The sequence below is a fragment of the Paenibacillus lycopersici genome, from assembly GCF_010119935.1.
GTDB classification, from domain to species: Bacteria; Bacillota; Bacilli; order Paenibacillales; family Paenibacillaceae; genus Paenibacillus_Z; species Paenibacillus_Z lycopersici.
In genome coordinates this window covers 760467-785498 of record NZ_CP048209.1, presented here as the reverse complement: position 1 = coordinate 785498, position 25032 = coordinate 760467, and the positions used below count along the sequence as shown (strand labels likewise).

The window sequence follows — 25032 nt, the reverse complement described above, 5'->3', positions numbered from 1 at the left end:
CTCCTTCTCAATACTTCAAAAAAATCTGCCGCAGCTTGTCCGCGTTCAAAATCGTAATCCGGCTGCGGTGCTTCCTGATGATGCCGTTCTCGGTCAGATTGCTCAGGGCGCGGACGATCGTGGAACGGGCATAGCCGCAGCGATCGATAATGAACGGCTCCGTCAGCTTCTCGTTAATCCGCATGCCTTCCGGCGTCATGTCGTATTCCCCTGTTTCCACATAGTCGTACAGCAGCCGCGCGACCGAAATGATCGATAGCGAAGCCGTATCGAGGACCCGCACGAAGGAGCGATTCAGCCGCGCGTTCGCCACTTTCAGCAGCTTGAACAGAATGGCGGCATTCCGGTTGGCCTTGAACAACCCCAAGCATGCCGCGATGGGGAGCATGACGAGCTCCGTTCGCTCCAGCGCCTTGACCGAGAACCCGTACACCTCTAACGGATCGAACAGTCCCTCTTCCCCGAACGTTTCGCCGTGGCGGGCGACGAAGAGAATCATGTCCAGGCTGGCGCATACCTTTCCTTTGCGAATAATATACAGATGCTTGGCCGCATCGCCCATCTTGAACACGGACTGTCCTTCGGCAACGACCGTCCTGCGCAGCTGCGGCTCAAGGCGCAGCTTGTCCTGCTCATCCATGTCTTCGAACAATGCCACCGAGTCTACCAACCTCAAGTCTACGTAAGCCCCTTTCCCGGATGATCGCTGTCGCAATTCGGCAAATCTATGACTTTCCTCCTCGAATAGTAGCAAATTTTGCCTACCCAGTCTGTACCAAATGATACATTTGTCTAAAATAACAGGCCTGCGATCAGTCCGATAGGCTTCCTTATACCTCTTGAAATCAAAAAAAGCATAGTCGTCTCTGTCGAGATGACTATGCTTAACGCAACGAAAGACCTAGTTCCCGGACTGCGGTCCGGTCAGCGAGAACCGCCTGCAGCTTCGCCAATGCCGCTAGAAACGCTGGATCGGCTCGATCCGGTATACGCCCGCTTGTCCGGGCCGCTCTTCGCGGACGTTCCAGCCGAACGAGAGCACGGACAGCAGCCGCTCGTGTTCGGCCGGCGTCAGCTTGGCGATGACCGACTCGCTGCCTTCGTCCAGCACGAGCTCGGGCTCCTGCGCGTACGCCACGTTGATCCAGGAGCGAATGCCGCGCACGGTGTTGTATTTGATCGCGTAGCCGTGCTTCACCGCCGATTCGAATGTCTCCGGATTGGCGGCGGCGAAGTCCGCCAGCTGCGCATAATCGAATTGATAGATGCTGTCGTCGGCCGGCAGGCGATCGCGCTCCTTCACGCGGCGCAGCACCTCGTCGTCGGACCAGCCCAACCGGCGCAGGCCTTCCAGTAAGAGCGCATCCCATTGGGACAGCTTGACTTGATTCTCCATGCTCGTTTCCTCCCGTTCTGATTGCCGAGTGTCCTGATTGCTGAAGCATTCCAATTGCCGAGACGTCTAATGGCCGGCTACATAATGGCCCGGGCTGACTTCCCGCAGCTCGTCATCCGCCGCGGCCGCGGCGGAGCGCGGGTCGTACACGAGCGGACTGCTCGCGCGCGCCGTCTTCGGATCCGGAATCGGAATCGAGGACAGCAGCGCCTTCGTATACGGATGCAGCGGATTCTCGTACAGCTCGTCGCTGTCCGCCACCTCCACGAGCCGGCCGCCGTACATGACGCCGATCCGGTCGGAAATATGGCGCACCATCGACAGATCATGCGCGATGAACAAGTACGTCAGTCCGAATTCGGCCTGCAAGTCCTCCAGCATGTTGATGACCTGGGCCTGCACGGAGACGTCGAGCGCCGAGATCGGCTCGTCGCAGACGACGAATTCCGGCCGCACGGACAGCGCGCGCGCGATGGAGATCCGCTGCCGCTGGCCGCCGCTGAATTCATGCGGATACCGGTACATATGCTCCCGCTTCAGCCCGACCTTCTCCAACAGCGCGCCGACCGTCTCCTTCCGTTCCGCGTCGCCCTTGTACACGCCGTGAACGTTCATCGGCTCGCCGATGAGGTCAAGCACGGTCATGCCGGGATTGAGCGAGGAATACGGGTCCTGGAAAATCGTCTGAATGCGTCTGCGGTACGGCTTCAGCTGCTTGTCCCCGAGCTTGGACAGATCCTGCCCGTCGAACAGCACTTCGCCCGCCGTATAATCATAGAGCCGGATCAGGCAGCGCCCGACGGTCGACTTGCCGCTGCCCGACTCGCCGACGAGGCCGAACGTCTCGCCCCGGCGAATCTGGAAGCTGACGCCGTCGACCGCCTTCAGCACGTCCTTCGCGCGCCCCCATACATCCGTGCCCTTCGTGAAATGCTTCTTCAACCCGCGCACGTCGACCAGAATATCGTTCTTGCTCATCGGTCCGCGCCTCCTTCCGCAAGCGCCTGTTCCAGCGTCTCCTTGCCGCCGTCAAGCAGCCAGCACAGCGAGCGGTGACCGTCGCCGAGCTCGAACATGGGCGGCAGCGCCGCGCATTTCCCGAACGCGTGCGGGCAGCGCGCCATGAACGGGCAGCCGGACGGCGGATCGATCAGATCCGGCGGCGAGCCTTCGATCGGCACGAGCCTGTCCTTGCTTGCGCCGCCATGCTTCGGCAGCGACTGGAGCAGGCCCTGCGTGTACGGATGCCCCGTCCGGTAGAAAATATCCTCGACCGTGCCTTCTTCCATCACCATGCCGCCGTACATGACGACGACGCGCGTGCATACTTTGGCCACGACGCCGAGGTCGTGCGTAATGAGCACGATCGCCGTGTCGGACTCCTCCTTCAGCTTCTGGAGCAGATCAAGCAGCTGCGCCTGAATCGTCACGTCGAGCGCCGTCGTCGGCTCGTCCGCGATCAGCAGCTCCGGGCTGCACGAGAGCGCCATCGCGATCATGACGCGCTGGCGCATGCCGCCGCTGAACTCGTGCGGATACTGGTTCACGCGCCGCTCCGGCTCGGTGATGCCGACCTTGCGCAGCATCTCGACCGCTTCGCGCATCGCCGCCTCCTTGCTCAAGCCGCGATGCCTGCGGATCACTTCCGCGATCTGAAACCCGATCTTCTTGACCGGATTGAGCGACGTCATCGGATCCTGGAACACCATCGCGATCCGGTTGCCGCGAATCCGGCGCCACTTCTTCTCCGGCAGCCCGCGCAGGCTCTCGCCGCGAAAGCGGATATCGCCGCTCAGCACCTCGCCGGGCGCGGCGATCAAATCCATGATCGCCTTCGCCGTGACGCTCTTGCCGCTGCCCGATTCGCCGACGATGCCGAGCGTGTCCCCGGCGTTCACGCGGAAGCTGACGCCCCGCACCGCCTGGTTCTCGCCGGCCAGCGTATGGAAAGAGACTTTCAAATTATCAACCGTCAGCAGCTGTTCTGTCATCGTCCTCACTCCTCGTAGCCGCGGTTTATCGTTTGCCCAGCTTCGGCTCGAAGCCGACCCGCAATATATCGCCCAGCACGTTGAAGCTGAGCACCGTCAAGAAAATCAACAAGCCCGGCAGGATCGCCAAGTATGGCGCCGTAGCAATCAGTCCCTGCGCGCCGTTCAGCATGCTGCCCCAGGTGGCGTTCGGCAGCTGGACGCCGAAGCCGAGGAAGCTGAGCGACGACTCCATCATGATCGCCGAAGCGACGTTGTTCGTAGCGCTGACGATAATGACGGAGACCAGGTTCGGCAGAATATGCCGGCCGATGATGCCGAACGCGCCCTCCCCCGATGCTTTGGCGTACAGCACATACTCGCGCTCCTTGAGCGCCATCGTCTCCGCGCGGACGATCCGCGCGATATTCATCCACATCAAGAGCGCAATGATGATAATCAAGCTGCCGATGTTCGGCTTCAGATAGATGCTGAGCAGCAGCAGGATCAAGAACGACGGAATAGACATGATGATTTCCAGGAAACGCATAAGCACGGCATCCAGCCAGCCGCCGAAATAGCCGCTGATCACGCCGATCGCGACGCCGATGCCCGTCGAGAGCACCATGGCGAGGAAGCCGACCGTCAACGAAACCCGGCCGCCGTACAAGGCGCGCGCGAAATAATCCCTTCCGTAATCGTCCGTCCCGAACCAATGCGCCGCGCTCGGCGGCTTCAGCTTCTCCATCACGTTCATCTGGTTCGGGTCATGGGAAGACAGGAACGCGAAAGCCGCCGCGAGCGCGAACGCGACGAGCAGCACGATCGCCGCGATCCCCAGCTTGTTCGCCAGCAGCTCTCTGCCGACATTGCGCCATTTGCTCCGATTCATGTGCTCACCTCGTTGTTTTGATTCGCGGATCGGCAAAGCCGTACAAAATGTCCGCAAGCAGATTGCCCAGAATCAGCATGACGGAAGAGAACAGCGTTATCCCGAGAATGACGGGATAATCCATCCCCTTCACCGCCGTCATCCCGAGCGTGCCGATGCCCGGCCAGGAGAAGACGGTCTCCGTCACGATCGCGCCCGTCACCAGTTCGCCCATCGACATCCCGAGCAGCGTGATGACCGGCAGCAGCACATGCTTCGTCACGTGGCGGAACAGAATCGTCCGCTTGTTCGAACCGAAGGCATACTGAATTTGCACGTAATCTTCCTTCAACTGGCTGATCGTGCCGGATCGGATGTACCGCACGTAAGCGGACAGGAAGCTGATCGCAAGCACCGAGCAAGGCATGATGCCGTGCTTGATGACGTCGAGCGCGCCTTCCTTGCCGATCGTGTGCATGCCCATGCTCGGCAGCCAGTGCATCTTGATGGAGAAGAAATAAATGAAGAGCATGCCCAGCCAGAACAGCGGAATCGAGATGCCGAAATAAGCGAGCATATTGACGAGCTTATCGATCCACTTCCTGCGGTTGGAGCCCGCGAGCAAGCCGAGCGGAATGGCCAGCAGCACCGCGAGGATAAGCGCCGAGCCCATCAGTCCCGCGGTCGCCGGCAGCCGGTCCAGGATCTGGTTCAGCACCGGCGCATGATTCACGAGCGAATAGCCCATGTTGCCGGTCAGGCTTTCTTTCAGCCAGATGCCGTATTGCACGTAAGCCGGCTTGTCCAGCCCGAGATTATGGCGGATGCGCTCGATGTCCGCCTGGTGCATGTTCGGCGTGACGAAGGACAGCACCGGGTCCCCGGGAGCCGCCTTCACGAGTGCGAAGCAGACAAGCGAGACAAAGAACAGCATCGGTATCGTTTGCAACAGTCTTCGAACAATCAATCGTCTCATAGTAGCCGCTCCTCTAGCTGCAATGGGCGGAAAGCAGCGCCGTGCTCCGCGGTGTGCGAAGAAGCGCGTTCTTCCTGCATTTGTGACGCCGGCCGGCTGCGGACGCGCCGAGCGGCCGAACGCAAGGCCGGTAGATACGGCAAAAAAATAAGCCGGTAGCACCAGCTTATTTTCTCGCATGGCAAAAGGCTGGGAGAAGACACGCGCCGTGCCGTTCATAGGCGCCTTCGGCCGTCTCCTCCCGCCCCGCTTATTTCAAATAGATCTTGGACGGATCTTCGAAAATAACGACCGGCTTCAGGATCGCTTGATCCAGGCCGCCGAATTTCTTGTCGATGGCCACGATCGTCTTCGTGTACGCGATCGGGTAGACCGGCGCGTCCTCGGCCGCGAGCTCCTGCAGCTTCTTGTAAATCTCGCCGCGCTTGGCGTCATCGCCCTCGGATGCGCCTTGCTGGAACAGGTTGTCCACTTCTTTGTTGGAGTAGTGGAAGTAGTTCGCGTCGCCGTTCGTTGTATAGAGAATGCTGTACGCGTCAGGGTCGTAGCCCATGATGTAGCCGCCTGCCGCCAATTCGAAGTCTTTGGCTTTGGTATCCGAGAATTTCACGCTGTACGCGGAAGCGTCCATCGCGTTGATTTGCACGTCGACGCCGACTTCTTTCAGCTTCTGCTGGACATACAGGGCAATCGCTTCCTGCGATTTATTGCCGCTCGATGTAATGAAACGGAGCTTCAGGTTGCTGACGCCCGCCGCTTGCAGCATTTCTTTCGCTTTCGCCGTATCGTTGTCGAAGCTGGCTACGTCGTTCGTGAAGTAAATGTTGTCGGAAGCCAGAATCGATTTGGCCGGATCCGCGAAATCGCCGGACATATACGCCGTCGAGATCAGCTCGTCGCGGTTCAGCGCATACGACAACGCTTGGCGGACTTCCTTATTCTTCAGTACGCCCGTTTCGCTGTTCTCGTTGAACATGAGGTACGACAAGCGGCCCTCGCTGTAAGGCTGGATATCGAAATTGTTCGTCGCTTGAATCGTCGCTACGTCCTGCGGATCCAGGTACTTCACGTTGATCTCGCCGTTCTGGAGCGCCAGGTTTGCCGCGTTCGTATCTTTCGCGATGCGGTACGTGATGGAATCCAGATGCGGCTTGCCGCCGAAATAGTTATCGAAGCGATCCAGCGTTACGTACTCGCCGGTTTTATATTCCTTGAACTTGAACGGGCCGGAACCGACCGGAGCGGCGTTCTTCGTGCTCTTCTCGATATCCGTTTCGTTCTCGAAGATATGCTTCGGAATCGGGGACACTTGCACGAGCGTCGCTTCGAATGCCGGCGCCACTTGCGGAAGCTTGAATTCGACCGTCAGGTCGTCCACCTTCACCGCTTGAATCGGCTTGCCGCCGATAATGAAGTTCCCGCGCAGGAAGCTGTTCTGCTTCTCGTCGAGGATCTTGTCGATGGTGAACACGACGTCGTCGGCCGTCAGCTTCTCGCCGTCATGCCAAGTCAGGCCGCTCTTCAGTTTCAGCGTATACGTTAATTTATCCGCGGAGAGATCCAGGCTGTCCGCCAGATAAAAGGTTTTCTTGCCGTTGTCGACTTGGAACAGCGGCGCATACAGCGCCTGGTCGATCGTCAGGCTGACGCGGTCGCCTGCGTAATTCGGGTTAAGCACGACAGGATCGGCTTGTACCGCGATAATCAGGTTGCCGCCGTCTTTCGGCTGATCGCTCGCAGCGGGTTGTCCGTTGTTCGCCGGCGCGTTGCCCGACGGCGCATTGCCGGTATTGTTGCCGTTGTTCCCCCCGCAAGCACTGAGAAGCAAACTAAACGATAGTAACACGACTGCCCCAAAATAACTTTTGCGCATACGCATGATGTCTCTTCCTCTCGTCTATCTATGATCGATATTCTCCCAGTATTGTATACTGGAATACTCGGAATTGCAATCATCTAACTAATTCCATTTGCCAGTGTACCAGATTTAAACATGGTTTGAATGGTATTATCCCACAAATGGCAGCCATTTATCAGGATGTTCATCAAATAGTCGAAATTTGAATGTTTTTGTCGAAGATGCGTGCATTTACCGTAGGCGGCAGACGGTTGTGCCTCTCTTCGCCCGCATCGCTTGCCGTCGAATCGGCCGTTCTATCCGCAGGGCCTAGCATATTTTGGCATAAAATTACTCAAACTCCGCAACCTATAGGCAAGCCCCAGCGTCAATATGGGCAGACAATGCGCGGTTGCTTCGGCACATCCCGGTCGATCGGCGGCAGCCGTCCACAATAACGATATTGGAGCTGATGATCATTTCGTACGCCATCGCATTCATCGTGTCTTTCCTGATCGTGTATCTCGCCATCCCGCCGCTCGGCAAGCTCGCTTTCCGCCTGGATTTCGTGGACAAGCCCCAGCAGGACGTCGAACGCAAAATCCATCGCAAGCCGATTCCGCTGACGGCCAGCTATGCGATTTTCGCCGGTTTCATCGTCACGTATCTGTTCGCGGTTCGCGGGTTCACGCTGCAGACGGGGGCCATAATCCTGGGGTCGCTACTGCTGCTCGCGATCGGGACGGTCGACGACTGGTACAAGACGCGCGGGAAGGACTTCCCGGCGCTGCCGAAGTTCCTGGTGCAAATCTCCGCCGCGGTCGTCGTCTATGCCGCGGGCATCACGTTCAGCGGCTTCTATAATCCGATCAGCGGGGGATTCGTGAATCTGCCGGAATGGCTGCAGTTCGTGCTGACGATTCTGTGGATCTTCGGCGTGACCACGGTCATCAACTTCTCCGACGGCATGGACGGGCTTGCAGGAGGACTGTCGGCGATTTCCGCCGTTACGCTGTTCGTGGTCGCCTTAGCCAAAGGCCAATCCGAGTCCGCGATGATGGCCATCACGCTGGCAGGGGTCACGGTCGCGTACCTGCGGTACAACAAACCGCCGGCACAGGTGTTCATGGGCGATGCGGGGGCGACGTTCCTCGGGTTCATCCTCGCGGTCATCGCGCTCGACGGGGCGTTCAAGCAGGCGACGGTGCTGTCGCTCTTCATCCCGATTCTGGCGCTCGGCGTGCCGATCTTCGACAATCTGTTCGTCGTCGCGAAGCGTCTGCGCGGGGGCAAGCCGATCTATCAAGCCGATGCCAGCCAGGCGCATTACCGCCTGCTGCGCGCGGGCCTCAGTCCGAAGCAGGCCGTGGCGTTCCTGTGCTTGATCAGCGGATGCCTGAGCTTGTCGTCGATCATATTGCTGCTGCTGCAGGTTTGAGGTGCGGAGTGCTTGTTGAAGCTGTCTCGGCACGCACTATACTATTGTTATCTAGGTCGTGAAGAACACGCCGCTTTCAGGCAATGCCCCGGTACGTTACCGGGAGCACTGCCTGGGGCGGCGTTTTGTTTTTTGCGCGGGAGGAGGATAACGATTGGGACGATTCGATGAACAATTGGAGACATGGATGGAAGGTGAAATTGCGCGCGAACACAATCCCCTTAGACTTGAGCGGCTGGAGAAAGGGCTTGGCCATGGAACGATCGAGTTTCTGCGGCGCGTCTGGTTCCCCGCCGTCGGGCATTTCCACGACCTGCACCTGGAGTGGGAAGTGCGCGATTTCGGCAATGGGTACCGTTACTTGGATTTGGCCTACATGCCGGCCGGAGCGAAAGGCGGGATCGAGATTCAAGGGTACGGACCGCATGCCCGCGATTTGGACGTACGCAGATTCAAGGACTTGTGCCTGCGGCAGTGTCTGTTATCGCTTGACGGCGCGGCTGGCCTATGGGGAATGCTTCCCGTAATAGTCGCGACGCCTCCCGCCCCGCTTCTGCGAAGGCAACGGAAATTTTTTCTTTGGACACATCTAAACCAACGTATTTTGGTTATACTGCATAGTGACAGCTTCTCCTTTAGCTCTGTAGCTCTGAAATGGTTGTTTACCTACATTCCATTTTAACCTACGATGTGTAGCTAATACGGAGGGCTGTTTTTTGTTTACGTTCATCATACGTTCATCATAGCTATTGAGGCAGACAGACGAGCATTCGGTGCCTTTGGGAGTCAATAGCGTATCCTGAGTCCGGAAGGGGGTTAAAAACCGCCGATTTAGAATAAATAACGGATCGTGTGTCCGTCGCTTTTACTAGAGCCTCCATTATTGAGGCGAGCACAAGGAAGAGCTGCGTGCATGAGGTTGATATCCGTCACGTACCGTCGCACCTCGCGCGGGGAGCTGCGCATGGTGCCGGACATAGAGGAAGGAGCGGATTGCGCTGCGGAGTCGTCTCATCAGCCGCGCCGCGCCCGGCATAATCCCCTCCGCTCGGCGTCCTCCCGCTCAGCGACTTCGCAACCGCATCGTTTCCCCGAAGGACCCGCATCCCCCGCTCGCTTCCCCTACCCCGAGCAAATTGCAAACATCCCCGCGCATCGCTCATGCGCGGGGATATATCGACTAACTAACCTACTCCTTTACGCTCCCAAGCACGATCCCCTTCATAAAGAAGCGCTGCAGGAACGGATAGACTACCAGGATCGGCAGCGCGCCGAGGAAGATTTGCGCCGCCTTGGCGGTGCGGTCATTGACTTCCGTCAGCGACTTCATGTCCGAGGAGGACATGAGCGTCAAGTCGCGGTTGATGACGACGGTCTGCAGATAGCTCTGCAGCGGATAATGGTTCGGCGAGTTCATGTAGATGATGCCGTCGAACCATGAGTTCCAGTGGCCTACCGTCGCGAACAGCGTGATCGTCGCGAGCGCCGGCAGCGACAGCGGCAGGAAGATCCGCCACAAGGTCGTCCAGTGGCCGGCGCCGTCCATGAACGCCGCTTCCTCCAGCTCCTTCGGCAAGCCGCGGAAGAAGTTCAGCAGCAGGATGACGTTGAACACCGGCACGGCGCCCGGCAGGATCATCGCCCAGAGACTGTCCATGATGCCGGTATATTTCACCGTCATGTAGAGCGGGATGAGCCCGCCTCCGAACAGAATGGTGACGACGAACAACCAGGCATAGAACGTGCGCATCGGAAACTTGGCGACTTCCTTCGCGAGCGGGTAAGCGACGAGCACCGTCAGCAGCATGTTGACCGGCACGCCGACGACGACCCGCTTCAGCGTCACGACGATGGATTTCCAGAACGCCGCCTTATGCGTGACGAAATCGTACGAGCTCAGCGTGAATTGCACCGGCCATAATTTGACGTAGCCCGCCTGCGCGGCATTGCTCGAGCTGAAGGACAGCGCCAGCACGTGGATGATCGGCAGGATGCAGATGATCCCGAGGCAGGCCAGGAAGACATAGTTGAACCCCAGAAACAGCCTGCGGCTAAATGTATAATGCTCCAGCATTCCGATCGCTCCTTCCTCTAGAAAATGCGGTACCTAGCGAGCCGGTACGCCAAATAATACGACACGGAGATGAAGATCAGCGAGACGACCGACTTGAACACCCCGACCGCCGTCGCGACGCCGAACTGCGCGTCGACCAGACCGATGCGGTAGACGAACGTGTCGATGATGTCCCCTGTCTCGTACACCTGCGGGCTATATAAATTAAACACCTGGTCGAACCCGGCGTTTAATACGTTTCCAAGACTGAGCGTCGTCAGCAGGATGATGATCGGCATCATGCCTGGCAGCGTCACATGCAGCGTCTGCTTCCAGCGTCCCGCGCCATCCATGATCGCCGCCTCGTACAGCGTCGGATTGATGCTGGTGAGCGCCGCCAAATAGACGATCGTATTGAACCCGAATTCTTTCCACGTATCCGTCACGACGAGCACGTACCTGAACCAGCGGTTATCCCCGAGAAAATAAATCGGCTGAATGCCGAACCAGCCCAGCACCTGATTGACGATGCCGTTCGTCGGCGAGAGAATATCGATCAGAATGCCGCCGAGAATGATCCACGACAGAAAATGGGGCAAATAAATGACCGTCTGAATGCCCCGCTTGAACGCTTCCTTGCGCACTTCGTTCAGCAGCAGCGCCGTCACGATCGGCGCGACCAGCCCGACGACGATTTTCATGATCGCGATGATGACGGTATTGAAGATGATCTCCTTGGATTCCGGCATATCCAGCACATAGCGGAAGTTATCGAGGCCCGCCCATTTGGAATGGAAGATCCCTTTCGCCGGCACGAATTTCTCGAAGGCGATGACCAGCCCGAACATCGGACCGTAACAATAGATGAGAATCAGAATGAGCCCCGGCAAAATCATCAGGTGCAGCGGGAGCCGCTCGCTCCTTTTTTTCCATGACATGGCGTTGTTCCTCCCTGCTCCGCTTCAGTCGAACGGCAAAGCAGGGGAAGGTTCGCTTCCCCCGCCGCCGAACGTTGTCCGTGCGTTACTTGTTTTTGGCCCAATCGTTGACTTCCTGCGTAATTTGATCGCCGCCGAGCTTCTTCCATTCGGTAACGAATTTGTCGAAGTTGTCGAGCGAGTCGCCCATGATGATCTTCGTGAACGTCTCGATCTCGCGCTTCTGCAGGGTGGAATCCTTCTCGACCATCGCCGGGGTCGGCGCGCCGTAGAATTCCGTCATCTTCAGCAGGTTGTTGCTTACGTAGTTGTCGATGACCTTGAACGAGCCTTCCTTCGCGAAAATCCGTTCATACGCCCAGTTGAGCGGATCTTTGCTCGTGCCGTCGAGGAACGAGGCGATTTTGCTGTAATTGTCCTTCTCCTCGGCGTTCAGCTGCGTCGTATCCTTGCTGTCCATCACGGCCGTCACATGGAGGTAGATGTCCAGGTTTTTGCGCGCCGGCCATGCTTGGAACGGCATCATTTTGAACTTCTCGAAGCCTTCGCTCGTGAAGTACGCCGCATAGTTCTCCGGCGTCGTCGTCTCGCCCCAGCCGGTTTCGACGAACAGGTTCATCGCTTTGATGACCGCCTCCGGATGCGCTGCGCCCTTCTTCACGGCGTAATACTGTCCCGTCGAGAAGCCGACCTGCGGCGTGACCGGCTGATCGTCGTTCGAGACGAGCGCATACGACTGCCATTGGGCGTTCGGATTGTTCTTCTTGTTATCCACGAGCGGGAACAGCGGGTTCCACATCTGGCCGAATTCCATGCCGATTTTATCCGAGGACGTCAATTCCGCTTCCTTGCCGCCGTCCTTGACGCCGAATTCCTTGTCGATCTGGCCTTTCTTGTACAGCTCCTGCAGCGCGCCGAGCGCCTGCTTCATCTCCGGCTGTATGCTGCCGTACACGAGATTGCCGCCGGCATCCTTGATCCATTGCTTCGGATAGGCATGGAAACCGTTCATGAGGCCGGTAATATCGGCGAAGCCGCCGTACAAGTCCTTGTTCATCGCGATGCCGTACGTGTCTTTCTTGCCGTTGCCGTCCGGATCCTGGTTCGTGAACGCGTCCGAAATTTTCAAGACGTCGTCCATCGTCTTCGGCGGCTCGAGGCCGAGCTTCTGCAGCCAGTCGGTGCGGATCCAGATCATCGCCGCGCCGTCCATGGAAGAGCCCGTGTTCGGAATCGCCATCAGCTTGCCGCCGAACGTGGCGGATGCGAGCGCCGACGGACCGTCCTGATTCAGAATTTCCTTCAGGAACGGGGAAGCGTATTTGTCGTACGCCGCCGTCAAATCCTCCAGCTCGCCCGCGTCCTGCAGCTGCTGCAGCTGCTTCGCGTTGACCGGGATGACTTCCGGCAGATCGCCCGACGCGATGGAGACGTTCATCTTCTGCTCGCCTTGGCCTCCGGGTTGGTCGCCGCTGACGACCCAGTCATATTTGATTTTGATGCCGAGCTTATCCTCGAGCGCCTTCGTCCACATGTTGTTGTCGATCGTCTGGCCTTCCATGAACTTGAACGTGTCGTTGATGATCCGCACGCTCGTCAGCGTGATCGGCGGATCGTATTTGCCGAGGTACGGGTCCCCCTCCGCCGGCGCGTTGGCCGCGGTGTCGGTCGTGTCCGTCGTATTCGCGGTATTCGTCGTGTCGGCCGTGTTTGTCGTGCCCGAAGTCGAATTGCTCTTGGTGTTGGATGCATTACCGTTATCGCTGTTGTTCGAACCGCAAGCCGTCGCCAGAATGAGCAAAGATGCCATCGCGGTCGCCGCCGTCCACTTTACAGTCTTTCGCATGCTTGAATCCTCCCCTATTTGTAGCAATCTTCCTTACCCCCTCAGTATAAAAGGAAGCGCTTACCAAGCTCTATGGAACAATCTTTAGATTTCTTCTCTCCTGTATAGAAAAATATAGCCCGGGCTATTCCCGGGCTCTGAATTCCTGCGGCGTCACGTGCAGCCGTTTCTTGAAGAAGCGGTTGAAGTAGCCCGCCGATTCGAAGCCGACCTGCTCGGCGATCTCGTGGATCTTGAGCGGCGTCGTCGCGAGCAGCTCCTTCGCCTTCTCCAGCCGGGCCTCCGCGATGTATTCCGACACGTTCACGCCCGTCTGCTGCTTGTACAGCACGGAGAGATAGGCCGGGTTCAAATACGCGATCTCGGACAGCCGCGTCAGCGACAGATCGCCGCCCAGATGGGCCCGGATATGCTGGTGCAGCTTCGCGATGAGCTGATGGGTGCGTTCCGTCTGCATCGATTTCCGCTTGATATAGATGCCGGACGCGGTGCGCAGCAGGTGCTGCAGCGCCGCCTCCCTGCTCTGGTGGGCGGTCAGGTTCATGAGGGCGTCGATCGCGTCGATATCCTCATCCCCCGGCTCGCTCTGGCCCTGCGTCAACTGGCTGAGCAGCAGGCTGGCGATGCCGTAATAGACGATGGCGAAGTCGGCGTAGCGTGCGGGCAGCGACGTATATTGCCGCACGGCTTCCTCGAATTCCGTCTCGGTGCCTTCCTCCAGCAGCCGCTCCAAATTCGCGTTCAACACCCGCAGCGGCGGCAGCGGCGGCACCTCCGCCGGCCGTTCCCCGTCTTCGCCGGGATGCCACAGCAGCAGCATCCGGTTGCGGGCGCCGAGGCCGATCACGAGCTGCTTCTTCATGCTTTCGTAGACGCCCGGAAGCGCTGTCCAGTCCACCTGCTGCGTACAGCAGACGAGCGACACGTTCAGCTTCAGCAGCCGCTCGCATGTCTGCTGGACGGAAGCCATCGTTCCCTGCACGAAGTTAAGCGCCTGCTGCCAGCCCTCGCCGCCGGCTTCACTGGACGGCTGCGCCAGACATACGAAATGACGCATGTCCAGGCTGACCGAGAAAAAGGCGAGCGACGCGTAATATTCGGCCGCGATGTTCTGCACCGCGTACATGAGCGCCCGCTCCCCGCAGCTCTCCGTCTCCGGCCATTCGATCCGCCCGATGAGCGGAATGACGAACGCCCCGCTGCGCAGCGGAATTTGCAGCTCGGCCAGCTTCTCGTCCGTGACCGGAGGCGACTGCAGCTCCAGCAGCGACTGCAGCCAGTCGCGGTGAAGCAGGGGCATCGCCTCGCTCACGCGCATCCGCGCCTGCAGCAGGAAGCTCTCGCTCGCCGATTCCGCCTCCAGCGCGGCGACCGCCTTGCGAATGCTGCGCTCGATGGCCTCGTCGCCTTCGGTCTTGAGAATATAATCGATCGAACCGGAGCGCATGGCATGCTGCGCGGTTTCGAGCTGATGGATGCCGGTGAGAAAAATGATTTTGCACCGCGGCCACTGCGCCACGATCCGCTTCTGCAGCTCCAAGCCCGTCATGCCGGGCATGCGGACGTCGCTGAGCACGATGTCGATTTTGGTCCGGGCCAGCCATTCCAGCGCCTCCTCCGGGGAGTAAGCGCGATACAAGTCGAGCTCCAAATCCTCGATTTCCTCGATCATCTCGTAAAGCCCGTCTACGGTGAACCGTTCGTCGTCAACGATCAATAAGCGGTGCATCTCCGTTCCCTTCCTCTCTCGGAATCGTAATCGTCACCCGAAGCCCGCCTTCCGTTCCGAGGTCCAGCTTCAGTCCGCCCCCGCCGTAACGGATAATGATCCGCCGGTGCACGTTCAGCAGCCCCGTATGCTCGCTGGGCTCGGCTTTGTCGAGCAGGCCCGCCTGCAGCATGCGCAGCTTGTCCGCGTTCATGTCGTCGCCGTTATCTTCGATGACGATATCGATGGCGCTCTCCCTGGCGCGGAAGCCGACCGAGATCAAGCCGCCCCGCCGTTTGTTCTCGAGGCCGTGATTGTAAGCGTTCTCGATAATCGGCTGCACGATCAGCCGCGGAACGGGGAATTCCCGGATGCCCTCGGGCACCTCCTCGAACGCCACCTCGATTCGCTCGGAGAACCGGATGGACTGGATTTCCGCATAGGTGCGGGCATGATGGATTTCGCTGGCAAGCGGCACCTCGTCGGAACCGTCGCGCGTAATGTACTGGAAGTACTCGCCGAGATGCTTCGTGAAGTAAATGACGTTGTCGTGATCCCGCTGCTTCGCCATCCGGTACAGGATGAAATAGCTGTTATACAGAAAATGCGGGTTGATCTGCGACTGCAAATGTCTCAGCTCGGCGAGACGCGCCCGGTATTGCTGTTCGTACACCTCATGCACCAGCACGTCCAAGCGCCGCACCATGCCGTTGAACTGTCCGTACAAATAGCCGAATTCATCTTGCAGCGGGTAATGGACCTCCAGGTTGAACTGTCCCTGCTCGATGCGCCGGAAGGAACGGACGAGCCGCTTGAGCGGCATATGGATGATCAGGTAGATGCTGTAGGAGAACAGCAGCACCAGCACGACGGAGACCGCGGACAGGACGTAGAACCAGGTCCGGTACACCTGCAGCGACGCGTTGGCTTTCGCTTCGGGCACGTACATCAGGAGGCTCATATCCAGCTTGTCGGAGTAGTTGTAGACAAGCAGGTACGGACTGCCTTTCCAATCGACGGACTGCAGCTTCTCCTCCTTCCCGTATGCGCCTACCCGTTGAAAATCGTGCACGAGCTCTTCGTCGACCGCCGTCGCGCCGTTCGTAATGATGAAGGGCTGCTTGTTGCCGACCAACGCCGTCCGCCCGCCTTCGTTCGTAAATTCCTGCAGCGCCGCCTCCAGCTTGCTGCGGGAAATTTCCACCGTCAGCAGGAAGACCGGCTTCTGATTGCCGGCGACCGCCGGGTCGGGGTATGGAAGGCTGATGAAAATCCGATCATGCCAGACGAGGAACGGCGCCTCGAACCGGTTCGTCGATTTCGTCAGCGCTTCGAACTGGGCTTTGTCGAAATCGCCGATAATGTTGTTATTGGCGGACACGGTGCGATCCATCTCCGGAATGAAAGCGATTGCATCTTCGGCGAATTTACTGGACTTCTTCAATAAATCGAGCCGGCTCTTCAGCCTGAGCTGCGATTGCATTTTCTCGATTTCGGACATGACTTCCGAAGAGGACGTCAGCTTCAGCAGATCGTCGTCGTTGACGAATTCCTGCAGCTGCCTGATGACGCCGTCGAGGTCGAACTCCAGCATATTCATATAGAGCGATGATCGGGATACGAGCGAATCGGTAATTTCTTTCTGCACACGGCTGGAGCCGATCTCGTTCATGCGCCAGCCAATGATGTAGAGCGGGGTGAGCGTAAGCAAAAAGGTGAGGACAAGCTTGGGCAATATCGATAAGGAAGCCAATCGTTTCAGGATGAACAGCCTAGACACCCCCGCGTTGGATAGCTTTACCTAACTATAGCAAAACTAATGAACAAAATGTATGGTTTTGCACATAACTAACTATTAGTTAGCTGCTTGATATTTAAGTGTATCTCCATCATAATATGTAAGGTAGAACATCGTACACGTCACGCGTTCCGATACCGAATGCATCCGCGCCGTCTCATTCGTTACAAGTACAGGAGGTTTTCCGATGACCGATATACGCACGATACCGCTCGCCGTTCTTGATCTCGCGCCTGTCGTGGAGGGCGGCACGCCTGCCGAATCCTTCCGCCGCACGCTCGAATTGGCGCAGTTGGCCGACCGCCTCGGCTATAACCGCTACTGGCTGGCCGAGCACCATAACATGGCGGGCATCGCCAGCTCCGCCACCTCCGTCGTCATCGGCTACGTCGCCGGCGGCACGAAGCGGATCCGCGTCGGTTCCGGCGGCATCATGCTGCCGAACCACGCGCCGCTCGTCATCGCGGAACAGTTCGGCACGCTGGAGTCGATGTATCCCGGCCGGATCGATCTCGGCCTCGGCCGCGCGCCGGGCTCCGACCAGACGACCGCCCGCGCCTTGCGCCGCGACCTGGCGACGCACGGACAGGACTTCCCCGAGCTGCTGGCCGAGCTAAGGGGCTATTTCAATCCGCCGGAGGACGAATACCGCCCGGTGCGGGCGACGCCCGGCGAAGGGCTGAGCGTTCCGATCTGGCTGCTCGGCTCCAGCGGCTTCAGCGCGAAGCTGGCGGGCGAGCTTGGCCTGCCGTTCTCGTTCGCGAGCCATTTTGCGCCGGAGTATCTGATGCCGGCCATTCATCTGTACCGCAGCAGCTTCCGCCCGTCGCCGGCGCTCGATAAGCCATATGTCATGATCGGCGTCAACATCGTGGCCGCCGATACCGACGAAGAGGCGAAACGCTTGGCCACGTCGCAGCAGCAGCAATTCCTGAGCCTCATTCGCGGGCGTCCGGGCAAGCTGAAGCCGCCGGTCGACAACATGGACGATCTCTGGCAGCCGCATGAGCGCGACGCGCTGCAGTCCAAGTTCCAGTTCGGCGTCGCCGGCAGCCGCGCAACGGTGCAGGCCCGTCTGCAGCAGATCATCGCCGACACGATGGCCGACGAGCTCATCGTCACCTCGCAAATCTATGATCATCAGGCACGGCTGCATTCGTACGAGATCATTGCGGAAGCCGGAAATATACGTTAATGTACCCAAGCAAAGGTGCTGTCCCGCAAACGATCGCAGGCCATGGGAACATCGCGTTTATTACGCGAAAGGACCTCAACTACCACTGCCAAGTGGAGGAAGAGGTCCTTTTCGCGAAGAAATTCGGTTCTAAATGAGACTCCAACAATCAGAATCCGGCTTTTGGGACAGCCCCAGATTGTTGAGAACGATGCGCAGCTTCGAGCAGGCTCGTAGCAATAATCCGCGCCCTGGAGCACGAACGGATCCTGTCGGCGCTTCGCCCGCGTGTCATGGACTGCCGGTACCGTTGCGAGCCAGCCGGCTTCATGACGGCTGGCTCACGGCGCGTCCGATGATGCAAGGAGGTGGACAGGAGATCCGTTAATCGTTTCTTTATCACGTGTTTCCGTGTGCTCGCGGACAGGAGATCCGTTATATCGGCTGATTAGCCTGTTTTCGATGTCATTCGGGGATCTTAACGGATCCTGTGTCCGTTCGCTGCCGCAATAGCCCGATTTCGCCCCAATAGCGGAACCTCTGTCCGTCAGCTAGTCTTATTGGGGGATGCTTTCCTTTTCGCACATGCGACATAGGCGGCGATGAACTTTCTCGACAGCCTGAAGCCGCCTTGCCTAAGGCGGCTTTCCTGTTTAACCGAGCATTCCGCGCTGGGGTAACGCGATCAGGATACGCTCGGGATAGGAGAGCAATTCGTTCTAGAAACCCGCCTCGAACACGAGAATGCGCAGCTCTTCCTCCGAATCGTTCACAAGCCCGTGCTCGCCCCAAGGGCGATTGACGAACACGTCTCCCGGCTTCACCGGCGTCGATTCGCCGTCGACCGTCATCGTGCCCGTTCCTTCCAGGATGACGTACACTTCCTCGTCCTGCGCGTGTTTATGGAGGCCGATCGACGTGCCGGGAGGCAGCACCGTATAATTGAGAAACCGCAGCTGGCTCTCGAACTCGGACGCATCGAACAACGTGATGTGGCGCAGCGTGCCTGTGCCTTCATGACAATGGTCCAGCGGCTCAAGCGCCGCCGTCAGGAAATTTTTCTTCTTCATCTTTATCCTCCTTCGTCCTGGAATCCGCCGACAGCCGGGACGCCCCGCTTACGGCAGCAGCCGGTCAAGCCCGATCGCGCTGATGAGCAGACGTTCCTTCTTGCTGCCGAGCAGCTGCTGGCTCCAATCGACGAAACCCCCGTCGCCGATATCATGCTCCTTGCCCGCAATCATCGTCCTAATCGTAAATTGCATGCCCGCGTAATAGCGATTGTCGGTATTCGCCGCGCCCAGCGACAGCTTCACGCCGCTGCCGCTCGCCTCGATATCCGCGGCAATCCGGGCCACGAGTCCTTCCGCATCCCGGTAACCGGGGCGCACGCTGAGAATGACTTCGATACTCGCATCGAACCGCTCGCGGAATATCGCCCGGTACACGTCGATATGCTCCCGGAACGCCTGCATCTCGAATCCGTAACTGCCGGTATCCGCCCCTGCGGTGACCATGCAGAACAAGTGAAAATGCGGCAGCATCCCCGGCGCGTTGCCGAAATGCTGGGCACGGATATGCCTGTGCGTCGTGCAAAGCCGCAAGCGTCCCTCCCGCTTGCGCGGCTCCGCGCCGCCGCGGATCGAATCGCAGGCATGCAGCGCCAGCAGATTGGTCGCATCCGATACGACCTCCGTCCCCCGCAGGGCGGAGATTACTTTATTCTGATCGACCGTCGCCATGATCGATGCCGTGCCGAGCGGCGCGACCGGCGACAGCTGGACAGGCTCGACGCCGTGGCGCGAGGCGATCCGGAGGATATCCAGCTCCAGCTGCTTCAGGACGACCGGGTCGGCGCCCGCCGGGTGTACAAACCGATTCTCCCTGTAGCGCTTGAACAGATCGGCGGCGGACGAAGCATCCGTTCGCCCGCGAAACACCTCCAGCAGCAGCGTATTGAGCTCGCTGCCGGACAGTTCTTCCGATAACAGCCGCGCCAGATCCGGCGCAGCCAAGCGGCCAAGAACGCGTGCGAGGCCAGATGGAGATGAGGATGGAGACTCAGGCTTCATGGGCAGGACTCCCTTCGTAATCGTCTATTCCAGTCTGCCCGCACATTGAACGAAGCTGTCGAGCGTCTCCTGTCGCTGCCGGCGCAGCTGCTCCGGCGACCATTTGGCCGGAAGCGCCGCAGCCGTCCGAAGCGCCGCCAGATCTTGCTCGATCAGCAGCAGCATCCAGAGCGAGAAGACGGCGGCGAATCTCGCGTAGCTTCGCTTGAAGTCGCCGGCTGCCGCTATACCGCCGCCGCGTTCCGCTTCCGACTCCGTATCCGCTCGGCCAAGCGCCGGCTGCGAGGCCGATTGCGATTGCGCTGCCGCAATATAGCGGTCAAGCAGAAGTTCCCTCGTCTCGGCCGTCATCGTCTTCGGAAATACCGGATGCGACAAGTCCAGCACGTGATAGAGATCCCAGAACGGGCTGTTCAGATGAACATGCTCCCAGTCCAGCACCTTCACTGTGCCGTTGACGGAGCCGTAGTTGCCCAAGTGCAGGTCGCCGTGGGACAGCACCCGGCTGCTCCAGTCATCGGGCAGCCGGCCGCCGCCGCGCAGCGGTTCAAGCACCCGGTGCAGCAGCTCGCTGCCGGAAGGAATGCCGGTCAAGGCTTCCCGCAGCTCCTCCTCCCGCCGAAGCACGGTGTGCAGCAGCACATCGATCATCGGCTTCGGCCCAAGCAGCGGCGCATCCCGCAGCTCCTCCGCGGGCAGCGCATGCCACCGCGCGATCATCGGTATCAGCGCCTCGGCCGCGCTTACGTCGAACCGATGCGCGAGCGGTCCCAAATCCTCGAAAAGACACCAGCTGCCCGCAGCCGTTCCGTTATCGGCGGAAGTCGCCGCTGCCGAGGACGCGGCAGAGACCGATGTGACCGCCGCTTCCTCCGCAGGCCCTCTTCCCGAACACGCCGCCAGCAAGCGGGGATAGATCGGCGGGAAGGACGGCAGCACATGCGCGTACACCCACGCTTCCCGGCCAAGCTGGCTGTCATTGGTCAGCGGCTTCAGGATCACCTGTCCGCCGGAAGCGAGGTACAGCCGCTCCACGCGCTGTCCGTTCATGCCCGTATAGAGCGTCTCGCGCCTCTCGATCAGTCGTTCATTCAACGTGCCGTCCTGGTTTACCAATCCGCTTATCATCGTCTGCCCCGCTCCTTTGCCGCCGTCATGTATCCCATCACGGTGAAAGCTTGGAGAAATCGGCTTCACCGCCTTTCCGTGTTGTTTCAATGTTCCTTCGATGTTCCTTTAATGTTCCTTTATTGTTCCTTCAATGTTCTTTCAATGACTTTCCGGGTTTCTGCGCTCCGCATGCTACAAGGGGCTCGGTACGCCGCTCGCTCGCGGCAAGCCCCCGCTATGCTGCGCCGAATCGCCGGCCGTCCTTGCCGCCCCTTCTCCCGTCTGCAGCTGGTACATCTTGTAGTAGCGGCCTTGCAATTCCATCAGCTCGCGGTGATTGCCGCGCTCCACGATCTCGCCCCGATGCAGCACGAGTATCTGATCCGCCTCGCGGATCGTCGACAACCGGTGCGCGATCACAAGCGTCGTCCGTCCTTCGCTGACGACCTTGAGCGCCTGCTGAATCAGCCCCTCCGTCTCGCTGTCGATGCTTGCCGTCGCTTCGTCGAGTATCAGAATCGACGGATCGAACGCCAGCGCGCGGGCGAACGAGATGAGCTGCCGCTGCCCCGACGACAGCGTGCTGCCGCGCTCGACAACCTGCTCGTCGTAGCCGTTCGGCAGCTGCTCGATGAACGAGGCTGCGCCGACCTCGCGCAGCGCGCTCTTCACGCGGTCGATGGTAATGTTCTTATTATAAAGGCTGACGTTGAACTTGATGTCGCCGGCGAATAGGAACGGATCCTGCAGCACGATGCCCATATGCTTGCGGAGCTCCTGCTTCGAGTAGGTCCGGATATCCCGGCCGTCGATGGAGATGATGCCTTGCTGCGGCTCGTAGAAGCCGAGCAGCAGGTTCATGATCGAGCTCTTGCCGGAGCCGGTATGGCCGACTAGCGCCAGCGTCTCGCCTTTGCGCGCCTCGAACGAAATGCCCTTCAGCACGTTCTCGCCGTCCTTGTAGGCGAAGGTGACGTTGTCGAACTTCACGATGCCATCGGGGCGCGGCGCGCCTTTTGCTTCTTCGACATCCGTACCTTCGAGGTCCATGATCGCGAATACCTTATCCGCGGATACGAACGCCCGCTGCGCATTCGTCAGCTGATCGAAGATGCCGATGATCGGATTGAAGAGGCGGCCCAAGTAATCGATGAACGCATAGAACACGCCGAACGAGATCGCCGCCTTCGTCAGCGATTCGTGGCCGAAATACCAGATTACCAGGGCCGTGAGCAGCCCGCCGATCGTGCCGACGATATTCCGGGAGGACATGGAGAACACCCGGAACTGCTTCACCTGGTTGATGTACCTGTCGTGATTGAGCGTCTCGAATTCCAAGGTCGTCGCCTTCTCCCGGCGAAACGCCTGAATAACCGGCATGACGTTGATCGTCTCGTTGAACATCGCGTTCATGTCGCTCAGACGGGCGCGCATGATGGCGATATACACTTGAGAATATTTCAGGTGCACGTACATGATCGCTACAAAGAGAGGAGGCAGCAGCAAGGTGATCAGCGCCAGCCGCGCGTCCAGAATGAACAGCGCCACGTAAATCCCGGTCAGTTGCACGAGGCTGACGACGAACGTCGCCATGAAGCTCATGAACAGGTCGCGGATCGCCTCCGTGTCATTGGCGATGCGCGAGACGACCTGCCCGATCGGCGTGTTATCGAAATACCGGACGGGAATGCGCGAGATATGCTGCATCAAGTCCATCCGCATATTCTTGATGATGCGCAGCGCCGTCGCTTGAAGCATATAGGACTGCGTGAAATTGCAGGCGCCTGCGGTCAACAGCAGGCCGATGTACAGCCCCAGAAGCCCAAGCACGGCGCCGATGTCCTTGTCGCCGGCGGACAAATGCTTGTCGATGATCGTCTTGGCAATGTACGGGCCGCCGAGCTCGGCGCCGACGGCGCAGCACAGAATGAGCATGGCCGCGATAATGCGGTATTTGTAGACGAGCGCATAGCGGAACAGCCTGGCCGTCGTGGATGACTTCATCGCTCAATGACCTCCTGACGAATTCGCCTCGTTAGGCGTGTAAATGGTTGACGTGCCAAGGGCATCCGCGTTAGTCCTCCAGCCCGGCTTCCATCTGCTGGCGGTCCCACTGCTTCCTGTACCAGCCGCCGAAATGCATCAATTGCTCATGCGTGCCTTCTTCGATCACGCGGCCTTCGTCGAGGACGAGGATCCAGTCGGCGTGGCTGACGGCGGACAACCGGTGCGTCGTGATGAAGGTCGTTTTGCCCGCGCGTTCCTTGCGGATATTTTGCAGGATCCGGCTCTCGGTCCGCGCGTCGACGGCCGACAACGAATCGTCCATCGCCAGAATCTCCGCGTCCATCAGGAGCGCCCGCGCGATCGCGAGCCGCTGCTTCTGCCCGCCGGAGAGCATGACGCCGTTCTCGCCGACGATCGTGCCCATGCCTTCCGGCATGATCGCGATATCGGGTGCGAACGAGGCCATCTCGACCGCTTTGGCGATTTCGCCGTCCGCCGCGTCTTCCCTGCCGAGCGCGATATTGTCCCGGATCGACTTGGACAGCAGCAGATGCTCCTGCGGCACGTACGCGACCCAGCGCCTTACCTGGTCGATCGCGATCGCTTCCACGGGCACGCCCGAGATGAACAGCTGCTCCTCCGCAAGCGGATACTGCCGCAGCAGCTGCTTGATCAACGTGCTTTTGCCGCTCCCCGTGCGCCCGACGATGCCGAGCGTTCCCCCGCGCTCCAGCGTGAACGAGATCTGCCGCAGGCTCGGATGCTCGGCCGTCGGATACGTGAACGTAAGCCCGCGCATCTCGATGCTCGCCGGAATGTCCACGCGCTTGGGCTGACCGGGATCGATAACGTCGGGCTGCTGCAGGAACGACTTCTCCACGCGGTCCGCGGAAGCGTTTCCGCGCTGGAGCACGTTAATGAACTCCCCGAACGAAATCATCGGCCAAATGAGCATGCCCAGATAAATATTGAACGAAATCAGCTGGCCCAGCGAAATTTCGTCCTGGAACACCAAATAAGAGCCGTATTCAATGCCGATGGAATAGCTGACGCCGACGATCAGCGAGATGAGCGGCTGGAAGAGCGCGTTAATCAGCGACACTTCCCGGTTGCGGTCCATGACGCCGCTCGTCACGCGGTCGAATGCGGCAAGATCCTCGTTCTCCTGCACGTAGGAGCGCAGGACGCGGATGCCGGAAATCGACTCCAGCGCATGGTCGTTCATCTTGCCGAACGCGTCTTGGGCGGCGAGGAATCGCGCCCTCACCTTGCGGCCGAGGAAGCTGATGACGACGGCGAGCAGCGGCAGCGGAACAAGCGCGGCCAGCATAAGCCTGTAGTCGATCAGCGAGATCATCGTAACGATGACGACGGAGGCGCCGACCACCGTGTTGACGAGCGTCATGACGCCGTAGCCGGCCGTGTTGCCGATGGCGAGAATGTCGTTGGTGGCCAGCGCCATCAGCTGCCCCGTGCTGTTGCGCTGGAAGAAGCCCGGCGTCATCCGCGTCAGATGGGCCATGAACCGTCCCCGGAGGAGCTTCTCCAGCAGGACGGAGTTGCCGTATAGCGTCGTGATCCACACGTAGACGAGCACGTACATCAGCAGCGCCAAACCGACCAGCAGCAGCGCCGTTTGGCTCAGCTCCGAAGCCGTCAGATTGCTTTTCTGAATATTGTCGATGGTGTTGCCGATCATTTTGGGCGGTATCGTCTGCAGAAGGCTGACCGCCGTCATTAAACCGATGGCCACCGAATAGTGAAGCCATCGGGTCTTGAAAAACCATTGCAGCCGCGTAACGAATGACACGTCTTATCCCCACTCCCCTGCCCTTGCG

The 25032-nt window shown here is 59.3% G+C and carries 20 protein-coding genes; 3 read left to right on the top strand and 17 right to left on the bottom strand.

Annotated features, from left to right (window positions below):
* Nucleotides 1-7: 7 nt before the first annotated feature.
* From GXP70_RS03515 to GXP70_RS03485, 7 genes are all read right to left on the bottom strand, one after another.
* Nucleotides 8-676, bottom strand: coding sequence for a Crp/Fnr family transcriptional regulator (locus GXP70_RS03515; protein WP_162355187.1), 669 nt, complete (start codon nt 674-676; stop codon nt 8-10).
* A gap of 282 nt (nt 677-958) precedes the next feature.
* Nucleotides 959-1396, bottom strand: a complete 438-nt coding sequence (locus tag GXP70_RS03510) for a hypothetical protein (protein WP_162355186.1) — start codon at nt 1394-1396, stop codon at nt 959-961.
* A gap of 66 nt (nt 1397-1462) precedes the next feature.
* On the bottom strand, nt 1463-2374 hold the full coding sequence (locus tag GXP70_RS03505) for an ABC transporter ATP-binding protein (RefSeq protein ID WP_162355185.1): 912 nt from the start codon (nt 2372-2374) through the stop codon (nt 1463-1465).
* Complete coding sequence (locus GXP70_RS03500; protein ID WP_162355184.1) at nt 2371-3387, bottom strand: ABC transporter ATP-binding protein; 1017 nt, start codon at nt 3385-3387, stop codon at nt 2371-2373. Before GXP70_RS03500 ends, GXP70_RS03505 begins: the two co-directional genes overlap by 4 nt.
* A 25-nt stretch (nt 3388-3412) precedes the next feature.
* A complete protein-coding gene (locus GXP70_RS03495) occupies nt 3413-4258 on the bottom strand; it encodes an ABC transporter permease (RefSeq protein WP_162355183.1) in 846 nt (281 codons plus the stop codon).
* A 4-nt stretch (nt 4259-4262) separates the two neighbouring features.
* Nucleotides 4263-5213 carry an ABC transporter permease gene (locus tag GXP70_RS03490; RefSeq protein WP_162355182.1) on the bottom strand — a complete coding sequence of 317 codons (951 nt, stop codon included), beginning with the start codon at nt 5211-5213 and terminating at the stop codon, nt 4263-4265.
* Between the two features lie 250 nt (nt 5214-5463).
* Complete coding sequence (locus GXP70_RS03485; protein ID WP_162360277.1) at nt 5464-7086, bottom strand: ABC transporter substrate-binding protein; 1623 nt, start codon at nt 7084-7086, stop codon at nt 5464-5466.
* 436 nt (nt 7087-7522) lie between these two features.
* Between GXP70_RS03485 and GXP70_RS03480 the strand changes: the two genes are divergently transcribed.
* Both GXP70_RS03480 and GXP70_RS29685 read left to right on the top strand, forming a co-directional pair.
* Nucleotides 7523-8488, top strand: a complete 966-nt coding sequence (locus tag GXP70_RS03480; RefSeq protein WP_192043465.1) for an MraY family glycosyltransferase — start codon at nt 7523-7525, stop codon at nt 8486-8488.
* 154 nt (nt 8489-8642) lie between these two features.
* On the top strand, nt 8643-9170 hold the full coding sequence (locus GXP70_RS29685; protein WP_225442650.1) for a hypothetical protein: 528 nt from the start codon (nt 8643-8645) through the stop codon (nt 9168-9170).
* 507 nt (nt 9171-9677) lie between these two features.
* Here GXP70_RS29685 and GXP70_RS03470 read toward each other — a convergent pair.
* The 5 genes from GXP70_RS03470 to GXP70_RS03450 form a co-directional block, all read right to left on the bottom strand.
* On the bottom strand, nt 9678-10562 hold the full coding sequence (locus tag GXP70_RS03470; protein WP_162355181.1) for a carbohydrate ABC transporter permease: 885 nt from the start codon (nt 10560-10562) through the stop codon (nt 9678-9680).
* Nucleotides 10563-10579: 17 nt separating this feature from the next.
* Nucleotides 10580-11479 (bottom strand): ABC transporter permease, encoded by a 900-nt coding sequence (locus GXP70_RS03465; RefSeq protein WP_162355180.1) that lies wholly within the window; start codon nt 11477-11479, stop codon nt 10580-10582.
* 85 nt (nt 11480-11564) lie between these two features.
* Nucleotides 11565-13325: an extracellular solute-binding protein gene (locus GXP70_RS03460; RefSeq protein ID WP_162355179.1), complete on the bottom strand. Its 1761-nt coding sequence runs from the start codon at nt 13323-13325 to the stop codon at nt 11565-11567.
* 124 nt (nt 13326-13449) lie between these two features.
* Entirely contained in the window at nt 13450-15054 is a 1605-nt protein-coding gene (locus tag GXP70_RS03455; protein WP_162355178.1) for a response regulator transcription factor, read from the bottom strand.
* On the bottom strand, nt 15032-16744 hold the full coding sequence (locus GXP70_RS03450) for a sensor histidine kinase (RefSeq protein ID WP_162355177.1): 1713 nt from the start codon (nt 16742-16744) through the stop codon (nt 15032-15034). Before GXP70_RS03450 ends, GXP70_RS03455 begins: the two co-directional genes overlap by 23 nt.
* Before the next feature lie 274 nt (nt 16745-17018).
* On the opposite strand from GXP70_RS03450, the gene GXP70_RS03445 reads away from it, so the two are divergent.
* Nucleotides 17019-18026, top strand: coding sequence for an LLM class flavin-dependent oxidoreductase (locus GXP70_RS03445; protein ID WP_162355176.1), 1008 nt, complete (start codon nt 17019-17021; stop codon nt 18024-18026).
* Nucleotides 18027-18724: 698 nt separating this feature from the next.
* Here GXP70_RS03445 and GXP70_RS03440 read toward each other — a convergent pair.
* From GXP70_RS03440 to GXP70_RS03420, 5 genes are all read right to left on the bottom strand, one after another.
* Nucleotides 18725-19075: a cupin domain-containing protein gene (locus GXP70_RS03440; protein WP_162355175.1), complete on the bottom strand. Its 351-nt coding sequence runs from the start codon at nt 19073-19075 to the stop codon at nt 18725-18727.
* A gap of 48 nt (nt 19076-19123) precedes the next feature.
* Entirely contained in the window at nt 19124-20077 is a 954-nt protein-coding gene (locus GXP70_RS03435) for a hypothetical protein (RefSeq protein WP_162355174.1), read from the bottom strand.
* Nucleotides 20078-20101: 24 nt separating this feature from the next.
* Complete coding sequence (locus GXP70_RS03430) at nt 20102-21205, bottom strand: phosphotransferase family protein (RefSeq protein WP_162355173.1); 1104 nt, start codon at nt 21203-21205, stop codon at nt 20102-20104.
* A gap of 174 nt (nt 21206-21379) precedes the next feature.
* Complete coding sequence (locus GXP70_RS03425; protein WP_162355172.1) at nt 21380-23191, bottom strand: ABC transporter ATP-binding protein; 1812 nt, start codon at nt 23189-23191, stop codon at nt 21380-21382.
* A 70-nt stretch (nt 23192-23261) separates the two neighbouring features.
* A complete protein-coding gene (locus GXP70_RS03420) occupies nt 23262-25004 on the bottom strand; it encodes an ABC transporter ATP-binding protein (protein ID WP_162355171.1) in 1743 nt (580 codons plus the stop codon).
* Nucleotides 25005-25032: the final 28 nt, after the last annotated feature.

Coding starts and splice junctions, on each gene's coding strand:
- GXP70_RS03440 (WP_162355175.1), bottom strand. CDS start 19,075: ATGAAGAAGAAAAATTTCCTGACGGCGGCGCTTGAGCCGCTGGACCAT.
- GXP70_RS03480 (WP_192043465.1), top strand. CDS start 7,523: ATGATCATTTCGTACGCCATCGCATTCATCGTGTCTTTCCTGATCGTG.
- GXP70_RS03445 (WP_162355176.1), top strand. CDS start 17,019: ATGACCGATATACGCACGATACCGCTCGCCGTTCTTGATCTCGCGCCT.
- GXP70_RS03425 (WP_162355172.1), bottom strand. CDS start 23,191: ATGAAGTCATCCACGACGGCCAGGCTGTTCCGCTATGCGCTCGTCTAC.
- GXP70_RS03455 (WP_162355178.1), bottom strand. CDS start 15,054: ATGCACCGCTTATTGATCGTTGACGACGAACGGTTCACCGTAGACGGG.
- GXP70_RS03435 (WP_162355174.1), bottom strand. CDS start 20,077: ATGAAGCCTGAGTCTCCATCCTCATCTCCATCTGGCCTCGCACGCGTT.
- GXP70_RS03505 (WP_162355185.1), bottom strand. CDS start 2,374: ATGAGCAAGAACGATATTCTGGTCGACGTGCGCGGGTTGAAGAAGCAT.
- GXP70_RS03500 (WP_162355184.1), bottom strand. CDS start 3,387: ATGACAGAACAGCTGCTGACGGTTGATAATTTGAAAGTCTCTTTCCAT.
- GXP70_RS03510 (WP_162355186.1), bottom strand. CDS start 1,396: ATGGAGAATCAAGTCAAGCTGTCCCAATGGGATGCGCTCTTACTGGAA.
- GXP70_RS03490 (WP_162355182.1), bottom strand. CDS start 5,213: ATGAGACGATTGATTGTTCGAAGACTGTTGCAAACGATACCGATGCTG.
- GXP70_RS03465 (WP_162355180.1), bottom strand. CDS start 11,479: ATGTCATGGAAAAAAAGGAGCGAGCGGCTCCCGCTGCACCTGATGATT.
- GXP70_RS03495 (WP_162355183.1), bottom strand. CDS start 4,258: ATGAATCGGAGCAAATGGCGCAATGTCGGCAGAGAGCTGCTGGCGAAC.
- GXP70_RS03460 (WP_162355179.1), bottom strand. CDS start 13,325: ATGCGAAAGACTGTAAAGTGGACGGCGGCGACCGCGATGGCATCTTTG.
- GXP70_RS03430 (WP_162355173.1), bottom strand. CDS start 21,205: ATGATAAGCGGATTGGTAAACCAGGACGGCACGTTGAATGAACGACTG.
- GXP70_RS03470 (WP_162355181.1), bottom strand. CDS start 10,562: ATGCTGGAGCATTATACATTTAGCCGCAGGCTGTTTCTGGGGTTCAAC.
- GXP70_RS03485 (WP_162360277.1), bottom strand. CDS start 7,086: ATGCGCAAAAGTTATTTTGGGGCAGTCGTGTTACTATCGTTTAGTTTG.